The following is a 25,976-nucleotide window of genomic DNA, read 5'->3' on the forward strand; positions in this document are numbered from 1 at the left end:
TTTTATTTTATAATTTATACCTCTAATTTGAAACATTGTCAATAGTTATTATATATAGATAAAGGCATTGTAAGTCTAAATTTACCTCTTGTTTCTATCCCACCAACACCTTTAATACCTGTTACGGTATGACTTAAAATCTCTTCTAGGGGAACTACTTTATCTATTCTTGAACAAGCAATTTTTTCAACTACTAACAGTGGATCTAAGGCATGTATCATTACACGGCTTGGAGAACTTGCAAAATTTGCTCCTGCTTTAATTATTTCTTCATAATTTGATTGACAGGCACCTGCAAATATAACTAAGCTATCTAATGATGGATCATACTTTCTTGCTTCTCTAACAGTTTTTATAAAATTAGCAGTATTTCTATAGTTTTTTAAATCTTTAAGACTACCTTTATTATTAACAATTGCATCATGACCTGTTATTACTAATATGGATGGATTATGTTGTTCTAATAAAGTTCTAACTTCTTTATATTGTAAATTTTCAGGTATTGCCTTACCAATTGCTGGTATGCCCAATTTTGTGTAAACATCTAAACAAATCTTTAAATACTCAGGATCTCCATCTATATGAAGTACCTTTCCTGGCATACCATATGAATTTTGTACCTGACTTTGAACTTGCGCTTGTTTTGGATAATTTGAAGATTTCTGTGTAGCTCTACTTAATTTTTTATTTCTTTCTTTAGTTTTTTTTATACTCTTATATAAAATATTTTCAACATCTTTATCTATAAGAGCATTTCTCATATCATAAAAATTTGTTTTTTCCAAGTCATCAATACTAGAATCCGCAATTATTCTAAATGCAACCCCCTTTAGAATCGCTATTTTTTGGTTATTCTCATCTATTTCAAAACCTATTATTCTAAAAACAATATCTTTATTGTAGGATTTTCTTACTACAGTGTCTCCTATCTTCATAACATAGATGTCCTCCTAACAAATATTAGTTTTCTTAATTTATATTATGAAAGTCGACAAAATATTGTTCCTATGCTGCCTAATTTGTTCAATTTTTGTAATTCAAAATTAAAATTTACTATTGAAATTGTTTTATGTAAATGTTATCATCTTCTTAACAAATGCTTATTTATATAAGCAAATATTAATTTATGGTGATATTAATGACTGATAGAGAAAAAGAAATTTTAGAAATTTTAAGAGATGACCCTATGGTTTCTCAACAAACTTTAGCAGATATGCTTAACATAACTCGTTCATCTGTTGCAGTACATATAACGAACTTAATGAAAAAAGGTTATATAAAAGGAAAAGGTTATATCATAAGTAAAAGTAATTTCGTCACTGTTATAGGTGGCTCTAACGTTGATATACAAGGATCCCCTAATGATGAACTTACTATGTTTGATTCCAATCCAGGTAAAGTTGATATTTCACTTGGAGGAGTAGGTAGAAATATATGTGAGAATATTTCTAAACTAGGTATAAATACGAAACTTATATCAGCCGTTGGAAATGATGTTTATGGAGATAGAATATTATCAGAATGCAAAAAGTTAAATATAGATACTTCTGATTGTTATGTATCAGATTTATATCCAACTTCTATGTATTTATCAATACTAAACAATAACTATGATATGCAATTAGCTATATCTCATATGGATGTTATGGAAAAAATAGATATTGATTATATAGTATCTAAACATACTTCAATTAAAGACTCTTTAGCTATCGTATTAGATACAAACTTATCATTTGAAGTTATAGATTATATAAGTAGAACATATAAAGATATTCCTATATTTATTGATACTGTTTCTACACAAAAAAGCCTTAAGGTAAAAGATATAGTAGGTAGATTTACTACTATAAAACCTAATAAGTTAGAAGCTGAAATACTATCAGGTATAAAAATAAATAACAATGATGATTTACACACATGTGCTAAATACTTTTTAGATAAAGGGGTTCAAAATGTATTTATAACTCTAGGACATGACGGTGTATTCTGTGCTAATAAAGATGAATCTTTACTACTGCCAGGGGTTTCAGTAGATATAGTGAGTGCTACAGGCGCGGGAGATGCCTTTATAGCAGCATTAGTTTACAGTTATTTAAAAAACTACAATTTGACTGATACAGCTAAGTTTTCAACAGCTGCTTCAATACTTACATTACTACACAAAAATACTATCAATCCAAGTATGTCTGTTGATAGTGTTGAAAAAATATTAAAGGAGATGATCTAATGTTAGAAAAATACTTGCATATACACCCAGAGGTTAAAAGAGCTTTATCAGAAGGTCAACCAGTAGTTGCTTTAGAATCTACTATAATATCTCATGGTATGCCTTATCCTAAAAATATAGAAATGGCTAAAAATGTTAGCAAAATAATAAGAGAAAATGGTGCAATACCTGCTACTATAGCAATAATAGATGGTGTTTTAAAAGTTGGTCTTACAACTGAAGAAATAGAGTTTCTAGGCACTAGCAAGGATGTTTTAAAAGCTAGTAGAAGAGATTTACCTTTTATTATATCAAAAAAACTAAACGGAGCTACTACAGTAGCCACTACAATGATATTAGCTAACTTGGCTGGAGTTAAAGTATTCGCTACAGGTGGTATAGGTGGAGTACATAGGGGTGCTCAAGAAACTTTTGATATATCTGCAGATTTACAAGAATTAGCTAATACAAACGTTGCTGTTGTGTGTGCTGGTGCTAAATCTATACTAGATATAGGTCTTACTCTAGAGTATTTAGAAACTAACGGAGTTCCAGTTGTAGGATTTGGTACAGAAGAATTCCCTGCATTCTACACTAGAAAAAGTGGATTTGGAGTTGATTATAAAGTAGATTCTTCTATGGAAGTTGCTAATGCCTTAAAAGCTAAATGGGATTTAGACTTAAAAGGTGGTATGGTTATAGGAAATCCAATACCAAAAGAGTTCGAAATGGATTATGATACTATAAATAGCGCTATAGAATCAGCTTTAAAAGAGGCTGATGAGAATAATATAACTGGTAAAAAAGTTACTCCTTTCTTACTAGATAAAGTAAAAACTATTACTGCTGGTAAAAGTTTAGATGCTAATATAGAGTTAGTTTACAATAATGCCAAAGTAGCTGCTCAAATAGCTAAAGATCTAGCTAATTTAAAATAATACTATAAATAAAAAAGGAGCTTAAGCTCCTTTTTTAATCTTCTTTTAGGTTAGGAATTACTTTTTTTACTTCTTCCACTTGATGCCACGTCTTATCGATGTCGTTATCCTTAACGTAATCCTTCAAAGAACTTAACGAATTAAATTCTTTTGTAGATAGATTATCATCTTCATCAATGAATTTTAGTAAAAACATGTTATCTCCTTATTTTCCACAACATTTTTTGTATTTTTTACCGCTTCCACATGGACAAGGTTCATTTCTTCCTATCTTTTCGTCCTTAACTACAGTTTTAGTAGCTTTGAAAGCTTTTTGTAATTCTTTTCTCTTATCTTCTGATAATATGTTGTTCCATCCTTGTAAGTTATATAACCAATGAGCTTCTACAGCTACCATATTGTAGTATAACTTTTCCCAATCTATTTCTAACTTAACTTCTGTATCTGCTTCTATAGTTTCTAATTTTTCTTCTGTTAAATCTTCTTTTAAACTTTCGCTTATTCCATCTATGAATCCCATCATATATTCTACTGATGTATTGTAAGCTGTAGCTAAATCGCTAACTTTTCCTTCTATAACGTCTTTTTTAGCGTTTAATATTTCATTATATATTTCTGTTTCTTTCTTTAAATATTCTTCCCAAAACTTAACTTCTTCTTCTTGGCTATTATGATTTTCACTTAATGATCTCCATGTAGTGTATAAACTCATTTTTATTTCCTCCTATTCATGACTAAGTCATGGTTTAATTTATAAATAATTAACTCTTATATTATATCACAATTGAATAATTCTTTTAATACTTTTATAGCATAGTCTTGTTCTATGAAAAACGGGCTACTTGCAATAGTTATAACACTAGATCTTTTTATATATTCTCTAATTTTATTAACTCTTAAATCATAAGACATATACTCCATATCTTTTGAAAAAATATCTAAATCTATATCTAAAACTATTTCACCTTCTACATCCATTTCCAAGCCATAAGTACTATCTATTATCACAGCCTCTGAGAAAATATTATGATATAATGCAGGTTTTATAAAATTCCCTACATTCAATACGTAGTTTGTATATCTAAAAACATCATCTATATTTTCTACATCTACATCATAATTTTCTGGCTCTCTCATGTCTTTATGTTGATCTATATGAACTAACTTACACCCTTTATTGAATAAGCCTTCTTTAAGGCTTTTTATCCAAAAATAGAAAGAATGATTGTGATTGTCAAAAATATATACAGTCTTATCTCTATAGTTAAATTTAACCATATTCTTTAGACCTATAGCATTTATTTCTTCTTCAAATTCTATTTCACTAAACACTACTTCATTTCCTACTTTTACATCACTTAAATCTCCTTGTATAAGCTTAGGAACGTATATTTTTTTATTCTTTCTCTCATTATATGAAAACATATTATTTCCTAGAGGTTTATCTATATAAAAACCAGTATATTTATTCATTTTAAACCTCGAATAAATTCCATGGGTATTTATTTGGAGGCTCACATATAAACTCCATTTTTTCTTTTGTAGTAGGGTGAGTTATTTCTATTTTATAAGACCAAAGAGCTATTTGATCTCCTTTTTTATTTATATCTTGACCATATCTTTGATCTCCAAATAAAGGATGCTTTCTACTTGAAAATTGTACTCTGATTTGATGCGGTCTACCTGTTTTTAAATCAACTTGAACCATGCTAAATTTTTCATTTTTAGCTATTGTTTTATAGCTTAACTCTGCATCCTTAGCATCTTTGTGATTTTTATTTACTACACTTACCATATTGGTTTTTTTATTCTTGTAAAGATAATCTTTTAATGTATCACTATCTTTTCTCATATTTCCATTTAAAACGGCTCTATAAGTTTTCTTAAAACTTTTATTTCTAACTTGTTCAGATAATCTAGATGCAGCTTTAGAAGTTTTTGCAAAAACCATTATTCCACCTACTGGTCTATCTAATCTATGAACAAGACCTATAAATACATTCCCTGGTTTATTGTACTTAACTTTTATATAGTCCTTTAATAAATTAACCATATCTTTATCATTAGTATCATCTCCTTGAGATAATACATTAACAGGTTTTTCTACAACTAATAAATGATTATCTTCATATATGACTTTTATCATTATTTAGACTCCCATCTTCCAAATATTCCACAAGGAAGAACTTTTCCATCTTTAGATGTAGGTATCCCTATTTCTCCACCATATATTTTTCCACCTTTAGCATGCTTAGCAACTGTAGCATCTAATATATGTTCAAGTATTATTGGAGATAATCCAGTTGTATATGAATTTATTAAGAAAAATAATGGATTGTCTGATAATACCTTAGTACATAATTCAACTAGTCCATATAACTTTTCTTCTATTTGCCATACTTCTCCCTTTGGACCTCTTCCATAAGAAGGTGGATCCATTATTATAGCATCATATTTATTTCCTCTTCTTATTTCTCTTTCAACAAACTTAACAACATCATCAACTATAAATCTTACTTTTCTATCTTGAAGTCCTGATGTATGTAAATTTTCTTTAGCCCAAGTAACCATACCTTTAGATGCATCTACATGACATACTTCTGCTCCAGCATATGCACATGCAACAGTAGCTCCTCCAGTATATGCAAATAAATTTAATACTTTTATTGGTCTTCCTGCATTTTTAATTTTATCCATTGCCCAATCCCAGTTTGCCGCTTGTTCCGGGAATAATCCTGTATGTTTAAATCCTGTTGGACTTATATTAAATTTTAAGTTCTTATAACTTACTGTCCATCTCTCAGGATATTTCTTTTTATGTTCCCATTGACCTCCACCTCTACTACTTCTGTGATAGTGTCCATGAGGATTTTTCCATAATCCTTTTTCATTGGCTATTGGCCACATAACTTGAGGATCTGGTCTTCTTAAAACAATATTTCCCCAACGTTCTAATTTTTCTCCATTTCCCATATCTATAAGTTCATAATCTTTCCATTTATCAGCTAATAATAACATTGATTTCCTCCTAGAATTTTAATCTCAATTTATGTATTATACCATATTATTACTTGATATTTTGAGTATTTTAAATACTTTATATTCTTATTGTTAAATTTTGGTATTACTAGTGTATAATAATATTGTAGTAAAAATTTTAATGTAAATTTAGGAGGTTTTTTTTATGGCAAGTCAAAGAGTTTTAGATGCATTAAACAATCAGCTCCAAATGGAATTTTTCTCTGAGTATTTCTACATATCAATGGAAGCATACTTTGCAGATAATAATTTAGATGGTTTTGCAAACTTTTTCAACGTTCAAGCTAGAGAAGAAAGAGACCACGCATATAAAATATTTAACTACATAGGTAGAGCTGGAGGTAAAGTGGTTTTACAAGGAATTGAACAACCAAAGATAAACTTTGAAAGTCCATTAGACGTGTTTGAATCAGCTTTAGAACATGAAAGACTTATAAGTAACTCAATCCATGACTTAGTTGATTTAGCAATATCTGAAAAAGATCATACTACATCATCTTTCTTAAGATGGTTTATTGATGAACAGTCAGAAGAAGAAGAAAGTATGGAAAAGATAGTAAGAAAATTAAGATTACTAAAAAATGATCCTGCTGGTCTTTTAATGATTGATCAAGAATTAGCTCAAAGAACTTATATACCACCAACTCAAAATGCATAAATTCAATATCTATGATAAAAGCCATTTATATAAATTAAGTTTTTTATATAAATGGCTTTTATTATTTTTATTTATTTTATATTATAAATTTCATTCCCTGAAAATACTTCATTAATATCCTTTTGAAGAATTACTTTTCCATTTGATATTAATTTTATGTTGCTTAATTCCCAGTCATCGCTTATAGGTGTTCTATTTTCTTTTCTAACCCAGTATTTTGTTATATCATTTGTATTGACTTTTACATCATCTTTTACTTTTAATATATAATTATCTATTTGATTTCTTTCAAAGTCATTTCCTGCATTATCTAAATTCCATTCATACTTATTTCCATCTTTAGTTTCGAATCCAAAGTGTACATTATCGTCAGTTCCTGCGTATTCTTTATCTGCTGTTTTTAAAACTACATTAAACTGATTTGATAAGCTATTTGCTATTTGATCCTCAGAAACTTCATTTATAAATCTATATAAAAAACCTGCTGTACATACTTGAGAATTTTTTACTGCTTCTCTTCCTGAATAATCCCAATCATCCCAATTATGTTTCATAGTCGAATGACTATAATATAAAGCTTTTGCCTTTTTAGCATATTTTACAGAGTTTTGAGTCATCCATTGATCAAAATCCTTATTAGCTAACGCCTCTTTATATACACCTTGAGTTGTATCATTTCCAGTTGTATTTAAAGCATAATTCTCTTTTCGATTTTCTACAAATGTTTCATACTTTACATGACCAGGACTATCTACTGCAGTTACATTAGCTGCATGATATGGTGTATTTAAGTCCCCTAAATAATGCATTCCTTGCCCTAGTAAAAATGTAGCTTCTTTGTAATTTCCTTTTTTCCATTCATCTTGTGCTAAAGTAGCAAATTTTCTTACTTGTGTTTCAGCGGTATCATAAATAGGTGATGCTACATACCATTTATTATCTAGTGTGAAGTTATTTCCCGTGTCTGGATCAAAGAAATGATCCTGATATAAATCATATGCATTAGGATCATAGTCTGGAAAAGTTGAACCTAATTTTAAATCTTTTAAATACTTGTTTAATATTTCTATGTTTTGTTTTACTGGTTGTGGTTCATTTTTATTTAAATCATTATTTAACATAGTTAATCCATGTTCTGCAATAAGTGCATGTGTTCCAGTTCCGTCTTTTTTACCATCCCAAGCATAAGATGTACCTCCCATAAGTGTACATAATCCTAACACAAAAAATGCATTAATTGATTTTTTTAAAATCTTATTTTTCATCATTTATCCTCCCTAATATATAACAAGAAAATATTTTACCACTTTCTCTTTCCTATGATATTAACATTAACATTATTAAAAACAATAATTTTGGACTAATATGCCTATATTATGGAGTAAAATTGAAAATTATAAAAAAAGTACCTCTAATGATTATAAAAATCACTTTGAGGCACTTTTTAATTGAATAATTCTATTAATCAGCTATGTTATAAACAGCTAATTTTTCTCTATTTATTTCTTTCTTCTTAACCTCTACTAAAGCCTTTAAAGTATCTAATGATGTCATTACTTCTGTTGAGAACTCTGTAGCAGTTCTTCTTATTTTAAATCCATCTCTAGTTGAATCATTTCCTTTAGTAGGTGTATTTATAACTATATCAACTTGTTTATTTCTTATAACATCAAGTATATTTGGTCTAGATTCTTCTACTCTATTTACTATTTCTGCATCTATTCCATTTTCTATTAAAGCTTTTGCAGTTCCTTCAGTTGCTACGAAAGTATATCCTAATTCATTCATGTCTTTAGCTATTTCCATAAACTCATCTTTATCATAATTATTTATAGTAGCTAATACTACTCCTCTTTTGTTAGACATCTTCTTACCAGCAGCTAAGAATCCTTTATATAGTGCTTCTTCTAAAGTTTCTCCAACTCCTAAAACTTCTCCTGTAGATTTCATTTCAGGACCTAGACTTACATCAACTCTAGCAAGTTTAGACATTGAGAATACTGGCACTTTTACAGATACTAATTTAGGTTCTTTATAAACTCCTGTTCCATATCCTAAATCTTTTAATTTAGATCCTAACATACATTTTGTAGCCAAATCAACTATAGGCACCTTACTTACCTTACTTATATACGGAACTGTTCTACTTGCTCTAGGGTTAACTTCTATTATGTATAGTTCTCCATGGAACTCTATAAATTGTATATTTACCATTCCTAATACATTTAACTCTAATGCAATTTTTTTTGTATAATCTAAAATTTTAGCTTTTATCTCATCACTTATGTTTTGACTTGGGTACATAGTTATACTATCTCCAGAGTGAACTCCAGCTCTTTCTAAGTGCTCCATTATCCCTGGTATTAATATATCTTCTCCATCACATATAGCATCTACTTCTATTTCCCTACCAGTTAAGTACTTATCTATAAGCACAGGGTTTTTACTATCTCTTAAGAAAGCATCTGTTAAATATTGAGTTAACTTATTTTCATCATAAGTTATTTCCATACCTTGACCACCAAGTACATAAGAAGGTCTAACAAGTACTGGATATTCTAACTTCTTAGCTTCTTCGATACCTTCATTTACTGACCATATGGCTTTACCTTTAGGTCTATTTATATCTAACTTTTCTAATAATTCATCAAATTTTTCTCTATCTTCTGCTTCATCTATATCTTTACAACTTGTTCCTAAAATTTTTATTTTCTTTTCATCTAAGAACTTAGCTAATTTTATAGCAGTTTGACCTCCGAATTGAAGTATAACTCCATCTGGATTTTCTTTTTCTATTATATTTAATACTTCTTCTTCTGTTAATGGCTCAAAGTATAGCTTATCTGATGTATCAAAATCTGTACTTACTGTTTCTGGGTTGTTATTTATTATTATAGTTTCTATTCCTTGTGCTCTTAATGACTTAACACAGTGAACTGAACAATAATCAAACTCTATTCCTTGCCCTATTCTTATAGGTCCAGAGCCAAGTACTATAACTTTCTTTTTATCACTTACTACTACTTCATCATATTCTTCATAAGTTGAGTAATAGTATGGAGATAATGCATCAAATTCTCCTCCGCAAGTATCTACCATTTTATACGATGGAGTTATATTGTATAGATTTCTTAATTCATAAACTTTTTCTGGACTTATTTTCATTAAGTCAGCTATACCTTTATCTGAGAATCCTTTTTTCTTAAGTTCTAATAAGTAGTCTTTACTTAAGTCTTCTATATGCATTCCTCTTAATTTCTCTTCTTGTTCTACTATCCATTTAAATTTATTTATAAACCACTTATCAACTCCAGTGATTTGCTCTATCATTTCTATTTTATAGCCTCTTCTTATCATTTCAGCAAGGTCAAATAGTCTTTCATCATCAGGAACAACTACTCTAGCCTTTAACTGCTCTATACTTCTGCTTTCAGAAGCTTTATGCACTAAAGAGTATTTTCCTATTTCTAAAGATCTTATACCTTTAAGTATAGCTGCCTCAAAGTTACTTCCTATACTCATTATTTCCCCTGTAGCCATCATCTTTGTACCTAATTTTCTATTCGCTTGCTTAAATTTATCAAATGGCCACTTAGGTATTTTAACAACTACATAATCAAGTGTTGGCTCAAAACATGCATAAGTTTTCTTTGTAACTGCATTTTGTATTTCATCTAGTGTATATCCTAAAGCTATCTTTGCAGCAACCTTTGCTATTGGATATCCTGTAGCTTTTGATGCAAGAGCTGAAGATCTACTAACTCTTGGGTTTATTTCTATTATTGCATATTCTAAACTATGCGGATTTAAAGCTATCTGAACATTACATCCACCTTTGACTTCTATGGCATTTATTATATCTATCGATGCTTTTCTAAGCATTTGGTATTCTTTATCACTTAAAGTTTGACTAGGTGCAACAACTATACTATCTCCAGTATGAACTCCTACAGGATCTATGTTTTCCATGTTACATACCGTTATACAGTTTCCGTTTCCATCTCTCATTACTTCATATTCTATTTCTTTCCAACCTTTTATACTTTTTTCTAGTAATACTTGACTTACTGGACTTAATTGTAATCCTTGAGAAAGTATTTCTATCAATTCTTCTTCTGTTTCAGCTATACCTCCACCAGTTCCTCCAAGTGTATATGCAGGTCTAACTACTACTGGGTATCCTATTTTATTAGCAAAAGCTAATCCATCTTCTAAGTTAGTTACTATATCACTTACTACTACTGGTTGGTTTATTTCTTTCATAACTTCTCTAAATAAATCTCTGTCTTCACCTTTTTTTATAGATTCTATAGAAGTTCCTAATACTTTTACATTATATTTATCAAGTATACCTGAATCATAAAGTTCAACTGCTAAGTTAAGTCCTGTTTGACCTCCCATACCTGCTAAGATACTATCTGGTCTTTCTTTTTCTATTATTTTTTCTATAAATTCTATTGTTAATGGTTCTATATATATTTTATCCGCTACCTCTTCATCAGTCATTATAGTAGCTGGGTTACTGTTTATTAAAACAACTTCTATTCCCTCTTCTTTTAAAGCCTGACAAGCTTGTGTTCCAGAGTAATCAAACTCTGCTGCTTGACCTATTATTATAGGTCCTGACCCTAATACTAATGTCTTTTTAATACTATCTATTTTAGGCATACTCTTAATCTCCTTATCTGGTTAATTTAAGCAATCTATTATATTAATTCTAAGAACTTATCGAATATATAATCATTGTCTTTAGGCCCTGGACAAGCCTCTGGGTGATATTGAACACTATATATTGGTAATTCACTGTGTCTCATACCTTCTACTGTGTTATCGTTTAAGTTTACATGTGTTATGTTCATATTTTCTGGCATTTGTGAAACATAGTACCCATGATTTTGAGATGTTATATAAACTTTTCCATCTTCCAAATCTTTAACTGGATGATTTCCACCTCTATGTCCAAACTTAAGCCTTGCTGTTTTTCCACCTAGTGTTAAGGCTAAAAGTTGATGTCCTAAACATATACCTGCTATAGGTTTTTTGCCTATTAATTGTCTTATGTTTTCTATAACATCTTCTAAATCTTCTGGATCTCCAGGTCCATTTGATAAGAATATTAAATCTGGATTTTCATTTAGTATTTCTTCGGCTGTTGTTGTTGCCGGTAAAACTACTAAATCACATCCTCTTGCTTTAAAAGATCTTAATATGTTTTCTTTAACTCCAAAGTCCATAACTGCTACCTTTGGACCATTCCCCTTTATATATTCTGTTTCTTTTCTAGTTACTGTTTTTACTGCTTCTGTATTTGAGAATTTATCTATTTTTGAAACAACATCTTCTAATGTCGCATTATTTTCTAAAGTGATTATCCCTTTCATAGTACCATTGTTTCTTAATATTTTAGTTAATGCTCTAGTGTCTATACCTTCAAGACCTATAACTTTATTTTGTTTTAAATATGTGTCTATATCCATCTCACATCTAAAGTTATTTGGATTATCACTCTTTTCTCTTACTATAAATCCTTTTACATGAACTCCTCTTGATTCCACATCTTCTAGATTTATTCCATAATTCCCAATTAGTGGGTAAGTCATTGTTACTATTTGCCCATAGTATGATGGATCTGTTAAAACCTCTCCATATCCTGTCATAGAGGTATTAAATACTACTTCTCCTACACTTTCATTTAAATAACCAAAAGCTTTACCTTCAAATATCGTTCCATCTTCTAATATTAACTTAGCTTTCATAACTTACCTCCCCCTTAGGCATTTTCTATTTCTTTTACTATATTTGTTGCTGCTTGACTTGGATTTTCAGCCTTAGTTATTGGTCTTCCAACTACTAAGTAATGAGCTCCTTTATTTATCGCTTCTTTTGGAGTAACAACTCTTTTTTGGTCTCCTTTATCCGCACTTTCAGGTCTTATTCCTGGACAAACTGTTACAAATTCACTTCCACAAGCTTCTACTATTTTATCAACCTCTTGTGCTGAACAAACTATACCATCTATTCCTGCTTCTTTAGCTAATCTAGCTCTTTTTATTGCTAATTCTCCCGCAGTCATATTACAACCTATATCTTGTAAATCTTTATCACTTAATGAAGTTAATACTGTAACTCCTACTATTATTGGTTTTTCTATTCCCAACTTTTCAGCTTCTTCTTTTGCAGCTAATGCACATTGTCTCATTCCTTCCATATCTGAAACATGTATTGTCATTAGCCAAACGTTATCTCTAACTGCTGCTCTTACTGCGCTTTGCATTGTATTTGGTATATCGTGAAACTTAAGATCTAAAAATATCTTTTTACCCTTTTCTTTTAAATAATCTACTGTTTTACCCCTTGTTGCTACATATTGTTCTAACCCTACTTTAAATATATCTACACTATCTTCTAACTTATCTATTAATTCCTTAGCTTTATCAAAGTCGTTAGTATCAATTGCTACAATTAGTTTGTCTTTTCCATTTATCATTTTACTCTCTCCTTTTTATATAAAGCCCCTAATATCAGAAAAATCCTTATACCTAGAGGTATAAGGATTCAATACTTCATAACTTTGTGTTATGGCGATATCTTTCCCAGCCTCTCTGGACTAGTTTAAAAGACTTTATTTTATTTTTATATATTAAAAAAACCTCTAACTAATCCAGTTAGAGGTTATATGTATGCAAATTAAATCTATTTATATAACCTTACTAGTCTCTCTGGACTACTTTCAAGGAAGTTTTTATTTTTAATTTATAAATAAGATTGCTTAATATCCTCTCGGGATAATTTAAAGCCTTCTCTTGTGTATAATTATTACACTTATTCATATACATGTCAACTATTTTATGTATTTAAGCTATCATAGTATCTTAAGATACAATACTTTCAACTGTCTTTTTTAAAAGCAACAAAGATACATAGCATTTACTTCCATCTTCCATAGTAATAATTCTTTGTTTTTTATTAATGTTTCTTACTTTATTTTTATTTACAATATAAGACTTATGACATCTTATAAATCTATCATCTAATTTTTTTTCTAGTTCTTTTAGGGTTCCATTAAACTCTATGTAACTTTTAGTAGTATTAAGTCCTATAAATCTTTTTTTACAAGTTTCAAAGTAAAGAATGTCTTCATATTTAATCTTATCTATACAGTCTAATCTTTCAATAAAAAAATAGTCTTTATTTAAGCTATCTTTCATTTTATTATTTGCACATATTATACATTCTCTTATTCTATGTTTTACTTCTTCATAATCTTCTTTAATAATATAATCAATTGCACCTATGTGATATTTAAAAACAAGATGACTCATATCTTTATGAGATGTAATCATAATAATTATTGCACTTTTATCGATATTATTTATCTGCCTTGCTAATTCGATTCCATCTATATCCTCACCTATGTTTATATCTAAAAAGTACACCCCTCTACCTTTGTTTTCTGATATATAATCTATAATTTTCTTAGATGAGTTACTAGATAATACTATATCACCTTTTATATTTTCATTTTCTAAAATAGATACTATAGATTTTTCAAGGCTATACCTTTGATCGTCATTGTCCTCACATATAAATATTCTCACCCTAACTCCTCCTTATTTATATATGTCTAACTTTTGAATAAATTCCCCTTCTGCTTTTATAGTAAAATAAGCATTATTATAGTTACTCAAAATTTCTTTTAAATTGCTAAGTCCAATTCCTCGTCCTTCCCCTTTTGAGGAGTATCCATTTTTAAACAACTCAGATGTATTCTTTATATTACTTTTATATGTATTTAAAATTATTATTGAAGTTAAATCTTTTTCATCTATAATCGATAAAGTTATTAATGGATTTTCAGATTCTAAAGAAGCTTCTATACAATTATCTAATGCAATCCCTAAAATCCTGCATAAATCTAAACTATTAAAATTTATATATTCTATAACATTTGGAATATATACCTTAATCTCTATTCCTTTTTCTTGAGCCTCTATTAATTTTGAAGCTATTACCCCTTTAACTTCTATATATTTTATATTTCCAATTGATGCAAGACTTAGATTGTATAAATCCAAATTTTTTGTTGAACATTCTATATTTGAATAAAAAAATTTTTTCAATCCTTCCATATCATTTTCTTCTATATATCCACTCATAGATAAAATAATATTTTTATAATCATGTCTAAATTTTTTTATTTCATTTGTCATATCTTCTAATTTTTTATTATATTCATGTATCTCTTTTAATCGGTTTTGATTATTCATTAACATAATTAGAGACATAGTTGATAAAAATGTTAAAAAATTTAAAAATGACAACATTAAACTATGTTTAACTTCTAATTCAGTTATACAAGATACATCTATTTGTCTAATAGTCTCAAAATATATGCATATAGAAAGTATACTTATTAACAAAATTAATATTTTAATTTTAGATTTATATAACACTTCAAAATCTTCAAGTGTTTTCATAAACTTACAGTTTAAAATTTTTGAAACAATAATGATAATTAAATATGTAATTAAATAGTATAAAATTAAATACACTATTGAACTTATTTTATATATGTTTATATCTGTTAAAAATAAAACTATATAGTAACAAAAAATATTAACTGCTATATATAATACTGTAGATATTAAAGGAATTATAACAGTTAATAAAGTTTTCTTTGTAAGCCTATAAACAAAAATAGCATTTATTATATTTAATCCATATAAAGGTGATACCTTCAAACATTTAGATACCATACATATACTTATATATAAAATCAAAAAGTATACAGCTAACTTAAGTTTATTTCTTTTAAAATCATAAATATTTATAAAACTTAAGCAAATTCCAACACTTGTTAAAAGTATATAAAAATGAAACATATCCCATATACCTTTCTAATTAATTTAACAACATTATAACATAAATTATCATATTGTTAAATTTTTACATATTTTGATAAATTTATGCAAAAATTAAAAAGCAACTCTATAATTTAATAGAGTTACTTTTTAATTATACGACACTTATATAATATTCTTTTCTTAATTTATCTTTAAGATTTAGCTTTATATATTCAAAATCTATATTATTATATTTACATGCTATTTCAAAATGTTTTAAAGCAATCCCCATATTCACTTGGTTTATATCCTCATTAGAATCTTTTTTCATATATATATCAAGATATTCATTATTTTGATAAAATCTCCATGGTTGCGAATTTTTGTATGATGGCGATAATCTTACACATTCTATTATATCTTCCCATTTTTCATCTATATTTTTAGCTATTTGTTTTAATGGTTTTCTATCTAACTTTTCTTCTTTTTTTCTAAACAAACCGTCTTTTCCCTCTGGAAATCCGAAAGCTATAAGCATTGATGGAATTTCATTTTCGTCTAATATAACAAAATCTAAAATTAATTCCTTATTAAAACTATTCCCTATCCAACATGTAGCTAATCCCATTTCAGTTAATGTTAACACTAACTTTTCTCCAGCATATCCAACACTATCAAAGTAATTTATTGGTTCTTCTTGACCACTTTCTTCTGGTAATTGAACTGTTAATAAAATATAGTGTGGTGCTACTATTCTATGACCTTTTTTTATTATAAACTTTAAACTATCACCTTTTAATATAGGATAAGCTTTAACTTTTATACTTTCATCCAAACTTTCTATATCAGTGCATATATTCCTAACTTCTTCAAACATACTTATACTTAATTTATTCTTTGAGTACTTTTTAGTAGATTTTCTATAAAAAATAGCGTCATATAACTCCATCTATTGCCTCCTAACTACCAATATAATAAGTAATATTATATCAAAATTTAATATCTTATACTATCTTTCATTACCCTTTAAATGGTTACATTATTTACTTTATTTTGTTAAATTTTTCAAAAATGGGTATTTAAAAATTATATTAATAAATAGTATACATGAATATTTTGAATTCTTTTTTATTTTAGAAAAATACAATTTTATTTAATAATAAAAAGTATTTTGGAGTAATATAGAAATGGTGCTATACTTAAATTGGATGAATATATTTTTACATTAATGTAAATTTTTGAGAGGATGTGACCTTTATGAATTTAGAAAGAAATCTAGAAAAATATGCTGAATTATCAGTTAAAGTTGGGGTAAATATACAACCCGGACAAACGTTATTAGTTAGATCTCCTATTGAATGTGCTCCTTTTGTAAGAAAGGTTGTAAAAAAAGCTTATGATTTAGGAGCTAAAGAAGTATTTGTAGAGTGGTCTGATGAAGAATGTACTCTTATAAAATATTTAAATGCTCCAGAAGAAACTTTCAATGAGTTCCCAACTTGGGTATCTGACCAATATGTTGATATAGCTAAAAATGGAGGAGCATTCTTAACAATATATGCTCAAGATCCAGATCTTTTAAAAGATGTTGACCCTCAAAGAGTAGCAAATTTCCAAAAAGCTTCTGCTGAAGCACTTAAAGAATGGAGATCTTATACTCTATCAGATAAATCAAAATGGAGTATAGTTTCTGTACCTACAGCAAACTGGTCTAAAAAAGTATTCCCTGGTGTTTCTGAAGAAGAAGCTATAGATAAAATGTGGGAAGCAATATTCCATTGTACAAGAGTTGACCAAGAAGATCCTATAGAAGCTTGGAATCAACATAATAAAAATTTAAAAGTTAGAATGAACTTTTTAAATGATAGTAAATTTAAAACTTTATACTTTAAATCTGGTAAAACAGATATAACTATGGAATTACCAGAAGGTCATATATGGGCAAGTGGTGCTTCTAAAGACCCTAATGGCGTAAACTTTAATCCAAACATACCAACTGAAGAAGTATTTACATTACCTCATAAATTTGGGGTTAATGGTGTTGTTGCAAGTACTAAACCACTTGTTTACGGTGGAAATGTTATAAACAACTTTACATTAACATTTAAAGATGGAAAAATAGTAGACTTTACTGCTGAGCAAGGCTATGAGACTTTATCTAAATTAATAGACACTGATGAAGGTTCTCACTACTTAGGTGAAGTAGCTTTAGTTCCATTTAAATCACCAATATCTGATACAAATATAGTATTTTACAATACTTTATATGATGAAAATGCATCTTGTCACTTTGCAATAGGTACAGCTTATAAGAGTTGTATAGAAAATGGAGTAAATATACCACAAGATGAATTAGATAAACACGGTATAAACTTTAGTATAACTCATGTTGACTTTATGATAGGTTCTGCTGATATGGATATAATAGGTGAAAAAGCTAATGGTGAAAAGGTTCAAATATTCAAAGATGGAAACTGGGCATTCTAGTTTAGTCTTTAGTAAATAAATAAGCTATAGGTTTATGTAATTGCATAAATCTATAGCTTTTATCATTTTGATTATATAAATTTTAGTATTCTTTTTCCGTCCAATCAATTTTTTCTATATGTTCTAAAACAATGGCATCGCTCATTTCAGGATGGATAGTCTCTTCATGAGCTATTGTTAAAACAGACATAGCTACTGCATATTTAACAGTATCTTTTAATTTTATATTTTTCATATATCCGTATCCTAATCCTGCTACAAATGAATCTCCAGCACCTGTAACATTTACAACAGGAACATTATTAGCTTTTATAGTTCCTTCTTCAACTCCATTATTGTAGTATATACCATCTTCATCTAAACTTATAAATACATTTTCTATTCCTAAGTCGATAAAATACTTTCCTGCTCTTCTTAAATCTTCTTCTGATTTTATTTCAAATCCACACATTATTTCAGCTTCATATCTATTAGGCTTTATAGTATGGAAATATTTTATTAAGTGTTTTATATTTTTAGCTTTACATGCAGACACTGGATCTAATACAAACTTAGTTTCATCCTTAAATGTCTTTAATATATATTCAACTATGTCTGGTTTATCCGAATCTAAAAACATATACTCAGAATTTCTTATTATATCAGCTTTAGAATCTATAAATTCTGTAGTAAACATATCTGTTATTTTCATATCAACAACTGCTGATTCTAATTCTCCCTCATGGTTTAAAACTGCCATATATGTAGGAGTACTTTCACCTTTAATTACTAATGAATCTTCCATATCATAGTTCATAACTTTAGAATGTTCCATCATTCTTCTTCCTGTTTCATCATCACCTAATATAGATATGAACTTCGTATTTATTCCTACTCTTGCCATATTTTCTGCTATATTTCTGCAAACTCCACCAAAAGAAGTCTTAACTTTTCCTGGATTTGAATCATTACATCTATAATTATTATGCGTAAATCCGAAGATATCAAATACTGATACTCCAAAAACTAAAGCATATGGTTGTGTATTATTTGCCATTTTTGTTTTCGCCCTCCCATAAGAATCACTTTCATATTTTAACACAAAGATATACACCTTTTCTAGACAAAAAAGCACATATTTTGACGTTTTGCAATATTTTCTAGAAAATTTTTATTATTTAAACTTTTTGATATCGTTTTCTAAAGACTCATTAACATATATGTTTCAATATTTTTATTAAATTGTATATACTATATAAATTTAATTATTTTAATTTTTTACTCTTATTATTTTAATATTTAATAGAAAACATACTTTAAATTAAATATATATTGTTGTGATTGTTATAAAAATTCTAGTCTGATATAATAAGTTTTTAATGAATAATCTATATTCTTAGGAGGAATATATACATGCAAAAACTACTTAGCAAAACAAGACAAGCGATAAATGACTTTAATATGATACAAGATGGAGATAAAATCGCAATAGGTCTATCTGGTGGAAAAGATAGCTTAACGCTTCTCCATATTTTAAATAATTATAGAAAATTTTCACCTCAAAAATTCGAACTTATAGCAATAACTTTAAATCCTGGTGGAGTTGATAATTCTCCATTATATGATTTATGTAGGAATTTAGAAGTTGAGTTTCATGAAGTCCAAACAAATATAAAGGAAATAATATTTGACATAAGGAAAGAAAAAAATCCATGCTCATTATGTGCAAACTTAAGACGTGGTGCTTTAAACGATACAGCAAAAAAATTAGGATGTAATAAAGTTGCATTAGGTCATCATAAAGATGATGCTGTTGAGACTTTTTTAATGTCAATGTTTTATGAAGGTCGAGTTAGCTGTTTTTCTCCAAAAACATACCTTGATAGACAAGGCTTAACTGTAATAAGACCTATGGTATATATAGATGAGTATATGATTAAAAAAGTAACTAGAGATTATAATTATCCAGTTATAGAAAATCCATGTCCTGCTGATGGTCATACTAATAGACAAAATATAAAAGAATTGATTCAAAAACTTAATGCTGATATACCTAATGTTAAAAGAAATTTATTTAAATCATTAAATAATTCAAATCAATTATTTATATGGAATAAAGATAAGATAAAAAATATTTAATCATTTCACTCCATAAAAAAGCAATGTTAGTCCAATTTTCACTTTTTTAAAAATTTTTGTGATAATATTTATTCAAGTAATTCTAGTTAATTTGCGGAGATATTCTATGATTAAAAACTGTGTATTTTATACTAAATACAGATATATATTTATTAACGTTCTTGAAAATATCTTTTATATATCCTTACTAAGTAATACACATTTACACAGTTTTAATATCTCCTATACAAAAACTAGTTATGTTGATTCTTAAGTTAAGATTTAACTTAAGAATTTTTTATTTATATTATGGTTTTTCGTGAAACAAATTTACTTTCATTATTTAAATATTTCCCAGGAAAATTTGAAATTAACACAAGTTATTTATAAAAAAAGTAGCATAATTATTAAACTATGCTACTTTTTTTAAAGTTTCTTCCTCTTCAGTTAGTTTATTTTTTCTGTTTTTTTCTATCTTCTCTATTACCCTATCTATCAATAATCCATTTAAAACTATAACCATCATAGAATATATACCTTTTTCTAATCCAAAAGTAAATCCTCCCACAATAGCTACAAATAAATCTACTATTAAAAGTGATATACCTATGTTAAATGTTGTATATTTATTTAATATCTTAGCTAGTATGTCAGTTCCTCCAGTTGATGCATTGATAGCAAATACCATAGCTAAACCTATTGCTGTTACTAACGTTCCCAGTATTACAGCAGCTAATAAATTTGTTGTTAACGCTGTTGATTTTAATATTTTATCCATAAACTCTATCACTACTGATAGCATAAAACTCGCATATATAGTTTTTAATCCAAAATCTCCACCTATTACTATAAATGATATTGCAAATAATATTAAGTTGCCTAAAAATATTATAGTACCTATAGATAGTTTGGGTATATAGTAGTTTATTATAAGTGCTAAACCACTTAAGCCTCCACCAGCTATATTATTTGGTGCAAAAAAATACTGTATTCCAATTGCTACTAAAATTACACCTATAGTTACAATGGCATACTCTTTTAATCCCTTAATAAAATTAAATTTATTCATATTATAATGTCCTTCCTTTATTGTTAAAGTTGTTTTGCAAATCAATTAATAGCATATCAAATTTTTTATATTTTTAATAGTATAAGGATGAATATTTTATATACTTTTTTTGTTAATTTAGCTTTTATTTTATGATTGTGTTTCTTAATTGTCATTTATGTTTCTTTTTACAATTATTTGATTTTCGATTATTATTTACAACTATTAAATTTAAAACTTAAAATTATATTAGTATAGTAATATAATTGAGGAGGATAATAAATGAGTTCAGATACAAGTACAAAAAACAAAGCTTTATCTACTTTTCTTAATAAAAACCTAAATGATTTAAAATCTAAAGGCTTATATAATAAAATTGACTCCCTTCAAAGTTCAAACGGACCTATCATAACAATAAATGAAAAAAAACTGATAAATTTATCTTCAAATAATTACCTTGGGCTAGCTACAGATGAAAGATTAATAAATTCAAGTATAGATGCTACAAAAAAATACGGTGCCGGTGCCGGTGCTGTAAGAACAATAAATGGAACATTAGAGATACATGATATTTTAGAAGAAACTATAGCTAAATTTAAAGGTACTGAAGCTGCAATAGCTTTTCAATCTGGATTTAATTGCAATATGGGTGCTATTCAGGGTGTAATGGATAAAAATGATGCAATCTTATCAGATGAACTAAATCACGCTTCTATCATAGATGGGTGTAAACTATCCGGTTCTAAAATAATAAGATTTAAACATTCAGATATGAATGACTTAAAAGTTAAAGCTAAAGAAGCTAGAGAAAGTGGACTTTATAATAAAATTATGGTTATAACTGATGGTGTTTTCTCTATGGATGGAGATATTGCTAAACTTCCAGAAATAGTTGAAATAGCTGAAGAATTTGATTTAATTACTTACGTTGATGATGCACATGGTTCAGGAGTAACTGGTAAAGGAGCTGGAACTTGTAAACACTTTGGGTTGTCAGATAAAGTTGATTTTCAAATAGGGACTTTATCTAAAGCTATAGGTGTTGTTGGTGGATATGTTGCAGGTTCTAAAGATTTAATAGATTGGTTAAAAGTTAGAGGGAGACCTTTCTTATTTTCTACATCTTTAACTCCAGGTGCTGCTGCTGCTTGTACTGAGGCAATAAATATACTTATGAATGATGATACTTTAGTTAAAAAGGTATGGGAAAATGGAAATTATCTTAAAGCTGGTTTAAAATCTTTAGGATTTAATATAGGAAATAGTGAAACGCCTATAACACCTTGTATCATAGGTGATGAAACTAAAACTCAACTATTTAGTAAAAGATTATTAGAAGAAGGAGTATATGCTAAATCTATAGTATTTCCTACTGTTCCAAAAGGAACTGGAAGAGTTAGAAATATGCCAACAGCAGCTCACACTAAAGAAATGTTAGATGAAGCTTTAGCTATATATGAAAAAGTAGGTAAAGAATTAGGAGTTATAAAATAAATATTTTAATTATATTTTATAGGGGGAAATTAAATGAAAAGAATTCTTATAACAGGTGCTTTAGGTCAAATAGGTTCAGAGTTAACTGCTAAACTTAGAAAAGAATATGGAAAAGATAATGTTTTAGCTACTGATATACGTATAGCAGAAGATAGTGAAGTTTCAAACAATGGTTTATTTGAAACATTAAATGTTATGGATATAGAATCTATGGGGAAAATGGCTAAAAAACATAATGCAGATACTATAATCCACCTAGCCTCTTTACTTTCTGCTGTTGGAGAACAAAAACCTCAATCTGCATGGAAATTAAATATGGGTGGTTTGGTAAATGCTTTAGAAGTTTCTAAGGAAATCAAAGCTACTTTATTTGCACCTAGTTCTATAGCTGCTTTTGGTCCTAACTCTCCAAAAAATTTAACACCTCAAGATACTATTCAAAGACCTAATACCATGTATGGAGTAACTAAAGTAGCTGGTGAGTTATTAGCTGATTATTATTTTAATAAATTTGGAGTAGATACAAGAAGTGTACGATTCCCTGGACTTATTTCTTATGTAACACCTCCTGGTGGTGGTACTACTGATTATGCTGTTGATATATATTATGAAGCATTAAAAAATAAAAAATATGACTCATTTATAGGAGAAGGCACTAAAATGGATATGATGTATATGCCTGATGCCCTTCAAGCTGTTGTAGATTTGCTTGAAGCTGATAGTTCTAAGTTAATTCATAGAAATGCATTTAACATAACTGCTATGAACTTTTCACCAGAAGAAGTAGCTGCTGAAATAAAAAAACATATACCTGAATTTGAATTCGGATACAAGGTCGATCCAGTACGTCAATCTATAGCTGAATCTTGGCCAAATTCTATTGATGCATCTTGTGCTATAAATGAATGGGGATTTAAATTTGATTATGATTTAAGTAAAATGACTACTGATATGATAGAAAAATTAGGAGAAAAAGGTATAGGTAAAGAAAACTTACAACATGCTTAGTTAATAAAAAAGACTATCTTAATGTCTACTTCTAAATAAGGAATTAAGATAGTCTTTTTACTTAAATATATTCATTTTTTATTTTCCAATCATTATATCTCTTATCTATAATCGAAAATACCCTATAGTAATTTTCCCATATATCTTTTACTTCATAAGATGAGTTTATATTATCATTTTTAAAAACTTCATTATAATCAGCAATATATTGACAATAATCTTCCCTGCTACTCAAATAGTATCCTAAAGTAAATTCCAAAGCTTTTTTATCTATAAACTTATCTTGAAATATCTTATTACAATTATTTAAGAAAAACTCTCTACCAGTTATTTTTCTTGCTCGTAGATTATATATATCATTATATGAATCTTTTCTTAAAATTTCACTTTCTAAATTATTTTCAATAATCCATGCTATAAATATACCTATATGAGTTGCTGCATGCACTTTATCTAATCCCTCTGGATAATTATCCCTATAATGCCAATCCATACAATCAATTATCATAATCTATCCCCCCATATACTATAATTTTATCTAATATTTATTTCCCTATATTTTCTGTTCTATGTCCAATTTCTTTATTAGCTAATTTATAACCTTCTTCTATCATTTCTTCTCTTGATTTATCAGTTCCTAACAAACTATCTATACTTAATTGATTTCTATCACTAAAATACTTATTAAGCAAATCTTCTTCAATATAATCTTGATTAACTATATTACCTTCATGCATTATATATTTTACATCAAAACCTTTTTCATTTAAATATTTCCCTAACATTATACTTCTATGACATCTTATAGGTTCTTGCATAGCTCCTAATAAAACTATTTTATAACCCATCTGTAGACCTTTTGTAATTCTTTCAATTCCTTTCAAAAATAACTCTTCTTTAATTACTTTTTCAAAATCTGCATACCCCTCATCATTATATGATTCTTTAGTCTGCCTTTTAGCTCCAAATTCATGCCCCATATATACATATGTAAATCCACTAGATTTTAAATTTTCTCTTAATATCTCTCTATTATATTGAGTATTATATTTAGAATATGGTGTTTCTCTTATGTCTACTACACAGTCTATACCGTATTTTTTTATCATTTCAATAAACTTCTCATAAGGATAATTAGAATGTCCTATCGCAAATATCTTCATATAAACACCTACCTAAAACTTTCATATTATCTAACTATTCTAGTATTTAAAATTTTGGCATCTGCAAATTTTTTAGTAAATCACATACATAGTTATTATATGTATTTTTTATTTATACAGTTATTGATATATTTATAAATTTAGTAATCACTAAATATTTAAATTTCATTAATTATCTTATCTTCAGTTATCACACCGGCTACTTCAGTTAAATTAGCAAATTTATAAAATTCTTCATAGTTGAATTTCTCATTCTCCATTACTAAATAACTTTTACTAGAGCATTCAATTATAGTTCTCTTAGTATTTCCATCTTCTAAATTAATCGTACTTATATATCCTGTTTCTATATTAATACCACACAATCCTATAAATGATTTATCAAAGATAAAGTTTCTTATATACCTATCAGCAGCAGCTCCTACTATAGCTCCTACTTCTTTGTTAAATTCTCCCCCAATACAAATTACTTTTATATTCTTATTACTTCTTAATTCTAATACAATTTCTATCATATTTGTTACTACTGTAATTTCTTTATCTGTTTCATTTAATTCCTTTGCAATTTCTAAATTATTAGTTGAAACATCTAAAAATATTATGTCATTATTATCTATCAAACTAATTGCTTTTGCTGCTATAGCCTTCTTTTCCTCTACATTAATATTTTTTCTTTTATCAATATTTTTAATCTCATCATAATCTCTTTGTAGAATAGCTCCCCCATACACTCTTTTTAAATGTCCTCTAGATTCTAGCTCTTTTAAATCTTTTCTAATACAGTCTTGTGTAACTTCAAATAAATTAGATAAATCTTTAACCTTTACTCTACCATTTATCTTAATTATTTCAATAATCTTTTCATACCTTTCCTCTAAAAACAAATGCTTCACCTCTCACTTCATTTTTTATTATTTATTATTATTTTTTATCATTTATTATTGATTCAACTCTATTACTATATTATACTAGAAATATAATAATTACGGTATAAG

Annotated in this window: 25 protein-coding genes; 7 read left to right on the forward strand and 18 right to left on the reverse strand. The window is 27.9% G+C overall.

Annotated elements, in window-relative coordinates; translation table 11 throughout:
- Window positions 1–38 precede the first annotated feature (38 nt).
- On the reverse strand, window positions 39–935 hold the full coding sequence (yabG, locus tag H8891_RS12065; RefSeq protein ID WP_187006648.1) for a sporulation peptidase YabG: 897 nt from the start codon (window positions 933–935) through the stop codon (window positions 39–41).
- Between the two features lie 203 nt (window positions 936–1,138).
- On the opposite strand from yabG, the gene H8891_RS12070 reads away from it, so the two are divergent.
- Both H8891_RS12070 and H8891_RS12075 read left to right on the forward strand, forming a co-directional pair.
- Complete coding sequence (locus tag H8891_RS12070; protein ID WP_187006649.1) at window positions 1,139–2,227, forward strand: PfkB family carbohydrate kinase; 1,089 nt, start codon at window positions 1,139–1,141, stop codon at window positions 2,225–2,227.
- Entirely contained in the window at window positions 2,227–3,144 is a 918-nt protein-coding gene (locus H8891_RS12075) for a pseudouridine-5'-phosphate glycosidase (RefSeq protein WP_187006650.1), read from the forward strand. The genes H8891_RS12070 and H8891_RS12075 overlap by 1 nt, the downstream gene beginning before the upstream one ends.
- 34 nt (window positions 3,145–3,178) lie before the next feature.
- On the opposite strand, the gene H8891_RS12080 is transcribed toward H8891_RS12075, so the two are convergent.
- Genes H8891_RS12080 through H8891_RS12100 form a run of 5 tightly spaced genes read right to left on the reverse strand, consistent with a single transcriptional unit; the run spans window position 3,179 to window position 6,162 of the window.
- Window positions 3,179–3,340: a hypothetical protein gene (locus H8891_RS12080; RefSeq protein ID WP_187006651.1), complete on the reverse strand. Its 162-nt coding sequence runs from the start codon at window positions 3,338–3,340 to the stop codon at window positions 3,179–3,181.
- 9 nt (window positions 3,341–3,349) lie between these two features.
- On the reverse strand, window positions 3,350–3,856 hold the full coding sequence (locus H8891_RS12085; protein ID WP_147547554.1) for an SEC-C metal-binding domain-containing protein: 507 nt from the start codon (window positions 3,854–3,856) through the stop codon (window positions 3,350–3,352).
- A 56-nt stretch (window positions 3,857–3,912) separates the two neighbouring features.
- Window positions 3,913–4,617, reverse strand: coding sequence for a peptide arginase family protein (locus tag H8891_RS12090; protein WP_187006652.1), 705 nt, complete (start codon window positions 4,615–4,617; stop codon window positions 3,913–3,915).
- 1 nt (window position 4,618) lies between these two features.
- A complete protein-coding gene (locus H8891_RS12095; protein ID WP_187006653.1) occupies window positions 4,619–5,290 on the reverse strand; it encodes an RluA family pseudouridine synthase in 672 nt (223 codons plus the stop codon).
- Window positions 5,290–6,162: a class I SAM-dependent methyltransferase gene (locus H8891_RS12100; RefSeq protein WP_187006654.1), complete on the reverse strand. Its 873-nt coding sequence runs from the start codon at window positions 6,160–6,162 to the stop codon at window positions 5,290–5,292. The genes H8891_RS12095 and H8891_RS12100 overlap by 1 nt, the downstream gene beginning before the upstream one ends.
- 166 nt (window positions 6,163–6,328) lie before the next feature.
- Here H8891_RS12100 and H8891_RS12105 point away from each other — a divergent pair, with 166 nt between their 5' ends.
- Window positions 6,329–6,841, forward strand: a complete 513-nt coding sequence (locus H8891_RS12105; protein WP_187006655.1) for a ferritin — start codon at window positions 6,329–6,331, stop codon at window positions 6,839–6,841.
- A gap of 71 nt (window positions 6,842–6,912) precedes the next feature.
- On the opposite strand, the gene H8891_RS12110 is transcribed toward H8891_RS12105, so the two are convergent.
- The 7 genes from H8891_RS12110 to H8891_RS12140 all read right to left on the reverse strand — a co-directional run bounded on the left by H8891_RS12110 (window position 6,913) and on the right by H8891_RS12140 (window position 16,633).
- Window positions 6,913–8,106 (reverse strand): phospholipase C, encoded by a 1,194-nt coding sequence (locus H8891_RS12110; RefSeq protein WP_187006656.1) that lies wholly within the window; start codon window positions 8,104–8,106, stop codon window positions 6,913–6,915.
- Between the two features lie 196 nt (window positions 8,107–8,302).
- Window positions 8,303–11,509 (reverse strand): carbamoyl-phosphate synthase large subunit, encoded by a 3,207-nt coding sequence (gene carB / locus H8891_RS12115; RefSeq protein WP_187006657.1) that lies wholly within the window; start codon window positions 11,507–11,509, stop codon window positions 8,303–8,305.
- Between the two features lie 38 nt (window positions 11,510–11,547).
- Complete coding sequence (locus H8891_RS12120) at window positions 11,548–12,597, reverse strand: carbamoyl phosphate synthase small subunit (protein ID WP_187006658.1); 1,050 nt, start codon at window positions 12,595–12,597, stop codon at window positions 11,548–11,550.
- 14 nt (window positions 12,598–12,611) lie between these two features.
- A complete protein-coding gene (pyrF, locus tag H8891_RS12125) occupies window positions 12,612–13,328 on the reverse strand; it encodes an orotidine-5'-phosphate decarboxylase (RefSeq protein ID WP_187006659.1) in 717 nt (238 codons plus the stop codon).
- A 385-nt stretch (window positions 13,329–13,713) separates the two neighbouring features.
- Complete coding sequence (locus H8891_RS15610; protein WP_187006660.1) at window positions 13,714–14,439, reverse strand: LytTR family transcriptional regulator DNA-binding domain-containing protein; 726 nt, start codon at window positions 14,437–14,439, stop codon at window positions 13,714–13,716.
- Between the two features lie 12 nt (window positions 14,440–14,451).
- A complete protein-coding gene (locus H8891_RS12135) occupies window positions 14,452–15,318 on the reverse strand; it encodes a sensor histidine kinase (RefSeq protein ID WP_187006661.1) in 867 nt (288 codons plus the stop codon).
- Between the two features lie 538 nt (window positions 15,319–15,856).
- Entirely contained in the window at window positions 15,857–16,633 is a 777-nt protein-coding gene (locus H8891_RS12140) for a nitroreductase family protein (protein ID WP_187006662.1), read from the reverse strand.
- 308 nt (window positions 16,634–16,941) lie between these two features.
- On the opposite strand from H8891_RS12140, the gene H8891_RS12145 reads away from it, so the two are divergent.
- Window positions 16,942–18,171 carry an aminopeptidase gene (locus H8891_RS12145; protein WP_187006663.1) on the forward strand — a complete coding sequence of 410 codons (1,230 nt, stop codon included), beginning with the start codon at window positions 16,942–16,944 and terminating at the stop codon, window positions 18,169–18,171.
- A gap of 82 nt (window positions 18,172–18,253) precedes the next feature.
- Here the strand turns inward: H8891_RS12145 and H8891_RS12150 are convergent, their stop codons facing one another.
- On the reverse strand, window positions 18,254–19,207 hold the full coding sequence (locus H8891_RS12150) for a carbohydrate kinase family protein (RefSeq protein WP_187006664.1): 954 nt from the start codon (window positions 19,205–19,207) through the stop codon (window positions 18,254–18,256).
- Window positions 19,208–19,563: 356 nt separating this feature from the next.
- On the opposite strand from H8891_RS12150, the gene H8891_RS12155 reads away from it, so the two are divergent.
- Complete coding sequence (locus H8891_RS12155; RefSeq protein WP_187006665.1) at window positions 19,564–20,289, forward strand: tRNA 2-thiocytidine biosynthesis TtcA family protein; 726 nt, start codon at window positions 19,564–19,566, stop codon at window positions 20,287–20,289.
- Window positions 20,290–20,680: 391 nt separating this feature from the next.
- Here the strand turns inward: H8891_RS12155 and H8891_RS12160 are convergent, their stop codons facing one another.
- The gene (locus tag H8891_RS12160; RefSeq protein ID WP_187006666.1) at window positions 20,681–21,337 is read right to left on the reverse strand and encodes a YitT family protein; all 657 of its coding nucleotides are present in this window, start codon (window positions 21,335–21,337) and stop codon (window positions 20,681–20,683) included.
- A 261-nt stretch (window positions 21,338–21,598) separates the two neighbouring features.
- On the opposite strand from H8891_RS12160, the gene H8891_RS12165 reads away from it, so the two are divergent.
- Window positions 21,599–22,810 (forward strand): glycine C-acetyltransferase, encoded by a 1,212-nt coding sequence (locus H8891_RS12165; protein ID WP_187006667.1) that lies wholly within the window; start codon window positions 21,599–21,601, stop codon window positions 22,808–22,810.
- A gap of 33 nt (window positions 22,811–22,843) precedes the next feature.
- Window positions 22,844–23,818 (forward strand): L-threonine 3-dehydrogenase, encoded by a 975-nt coding sequence (locus H8891_RS12170; protein WP_187006668.1) that lies wholly within the window; start codon window positions 22,844–22,846, stop codon window positions 23,816–23,818.
- A gap of 61 nt (window positions 23,819–23,879) precedes the next feature.
- On the opposite strand, the gene H8891_RS12175 is transcribed toward H8891_RS12170, so the two are convergent.
- From H8891_RS12175 to H8891_RS12185, 3 genes are all read right to left on the reverse strand, one after another.
- On the reverse strand, window positions 23,880–24,326 hold the full coding sequence (locus tag H8891_RS12175) for a DUF7832 domain-containing protein (RefSeq protein ID WP_187006669.1): 447 nt from the start codon (window positions 24,324–24,326) through the stop codon (window positions 23,880–23,882).
- 37 nt (window positions 24,327–24,363) lie between these two features.
- Complete coding sequence (locus tag H8891_RS12180) at window positions 24,364–24,981, reverse strand: DUF488 domain-containing protein (RefSeq protein WP_187006670.1); 618 nt, start codon at window positions 24,979–24,981, stop codon at window positions 24,364–24,366.
- Between the two features lie 158 nt (window positions 24,982–25,139).
- Window positions 25,140–25,865: a DeoR/GlpR family DNA-binding transcription regulator gene (locus H8891_RS12185; RefSeq protein ID WP_187006671.1), complete on the reverse strand. Its 726-nt coding sequence runs from the start codon at window positions 25,863–25,865 to the stop codon at window positions 25,140–25,142.
- Between the last annotated feature and the right edge of the window lie 111 nt (window positions 25,866–25,976).

The organism is Paeniclostridium hominis, from assembly GCF_014306135.1.
Lineage (GTDB): Bacteria > Bacillota > Clostridia > Peptostreptococcales > Peptostreptococcaceae > Paraclostridium > Paraclostridium hominis.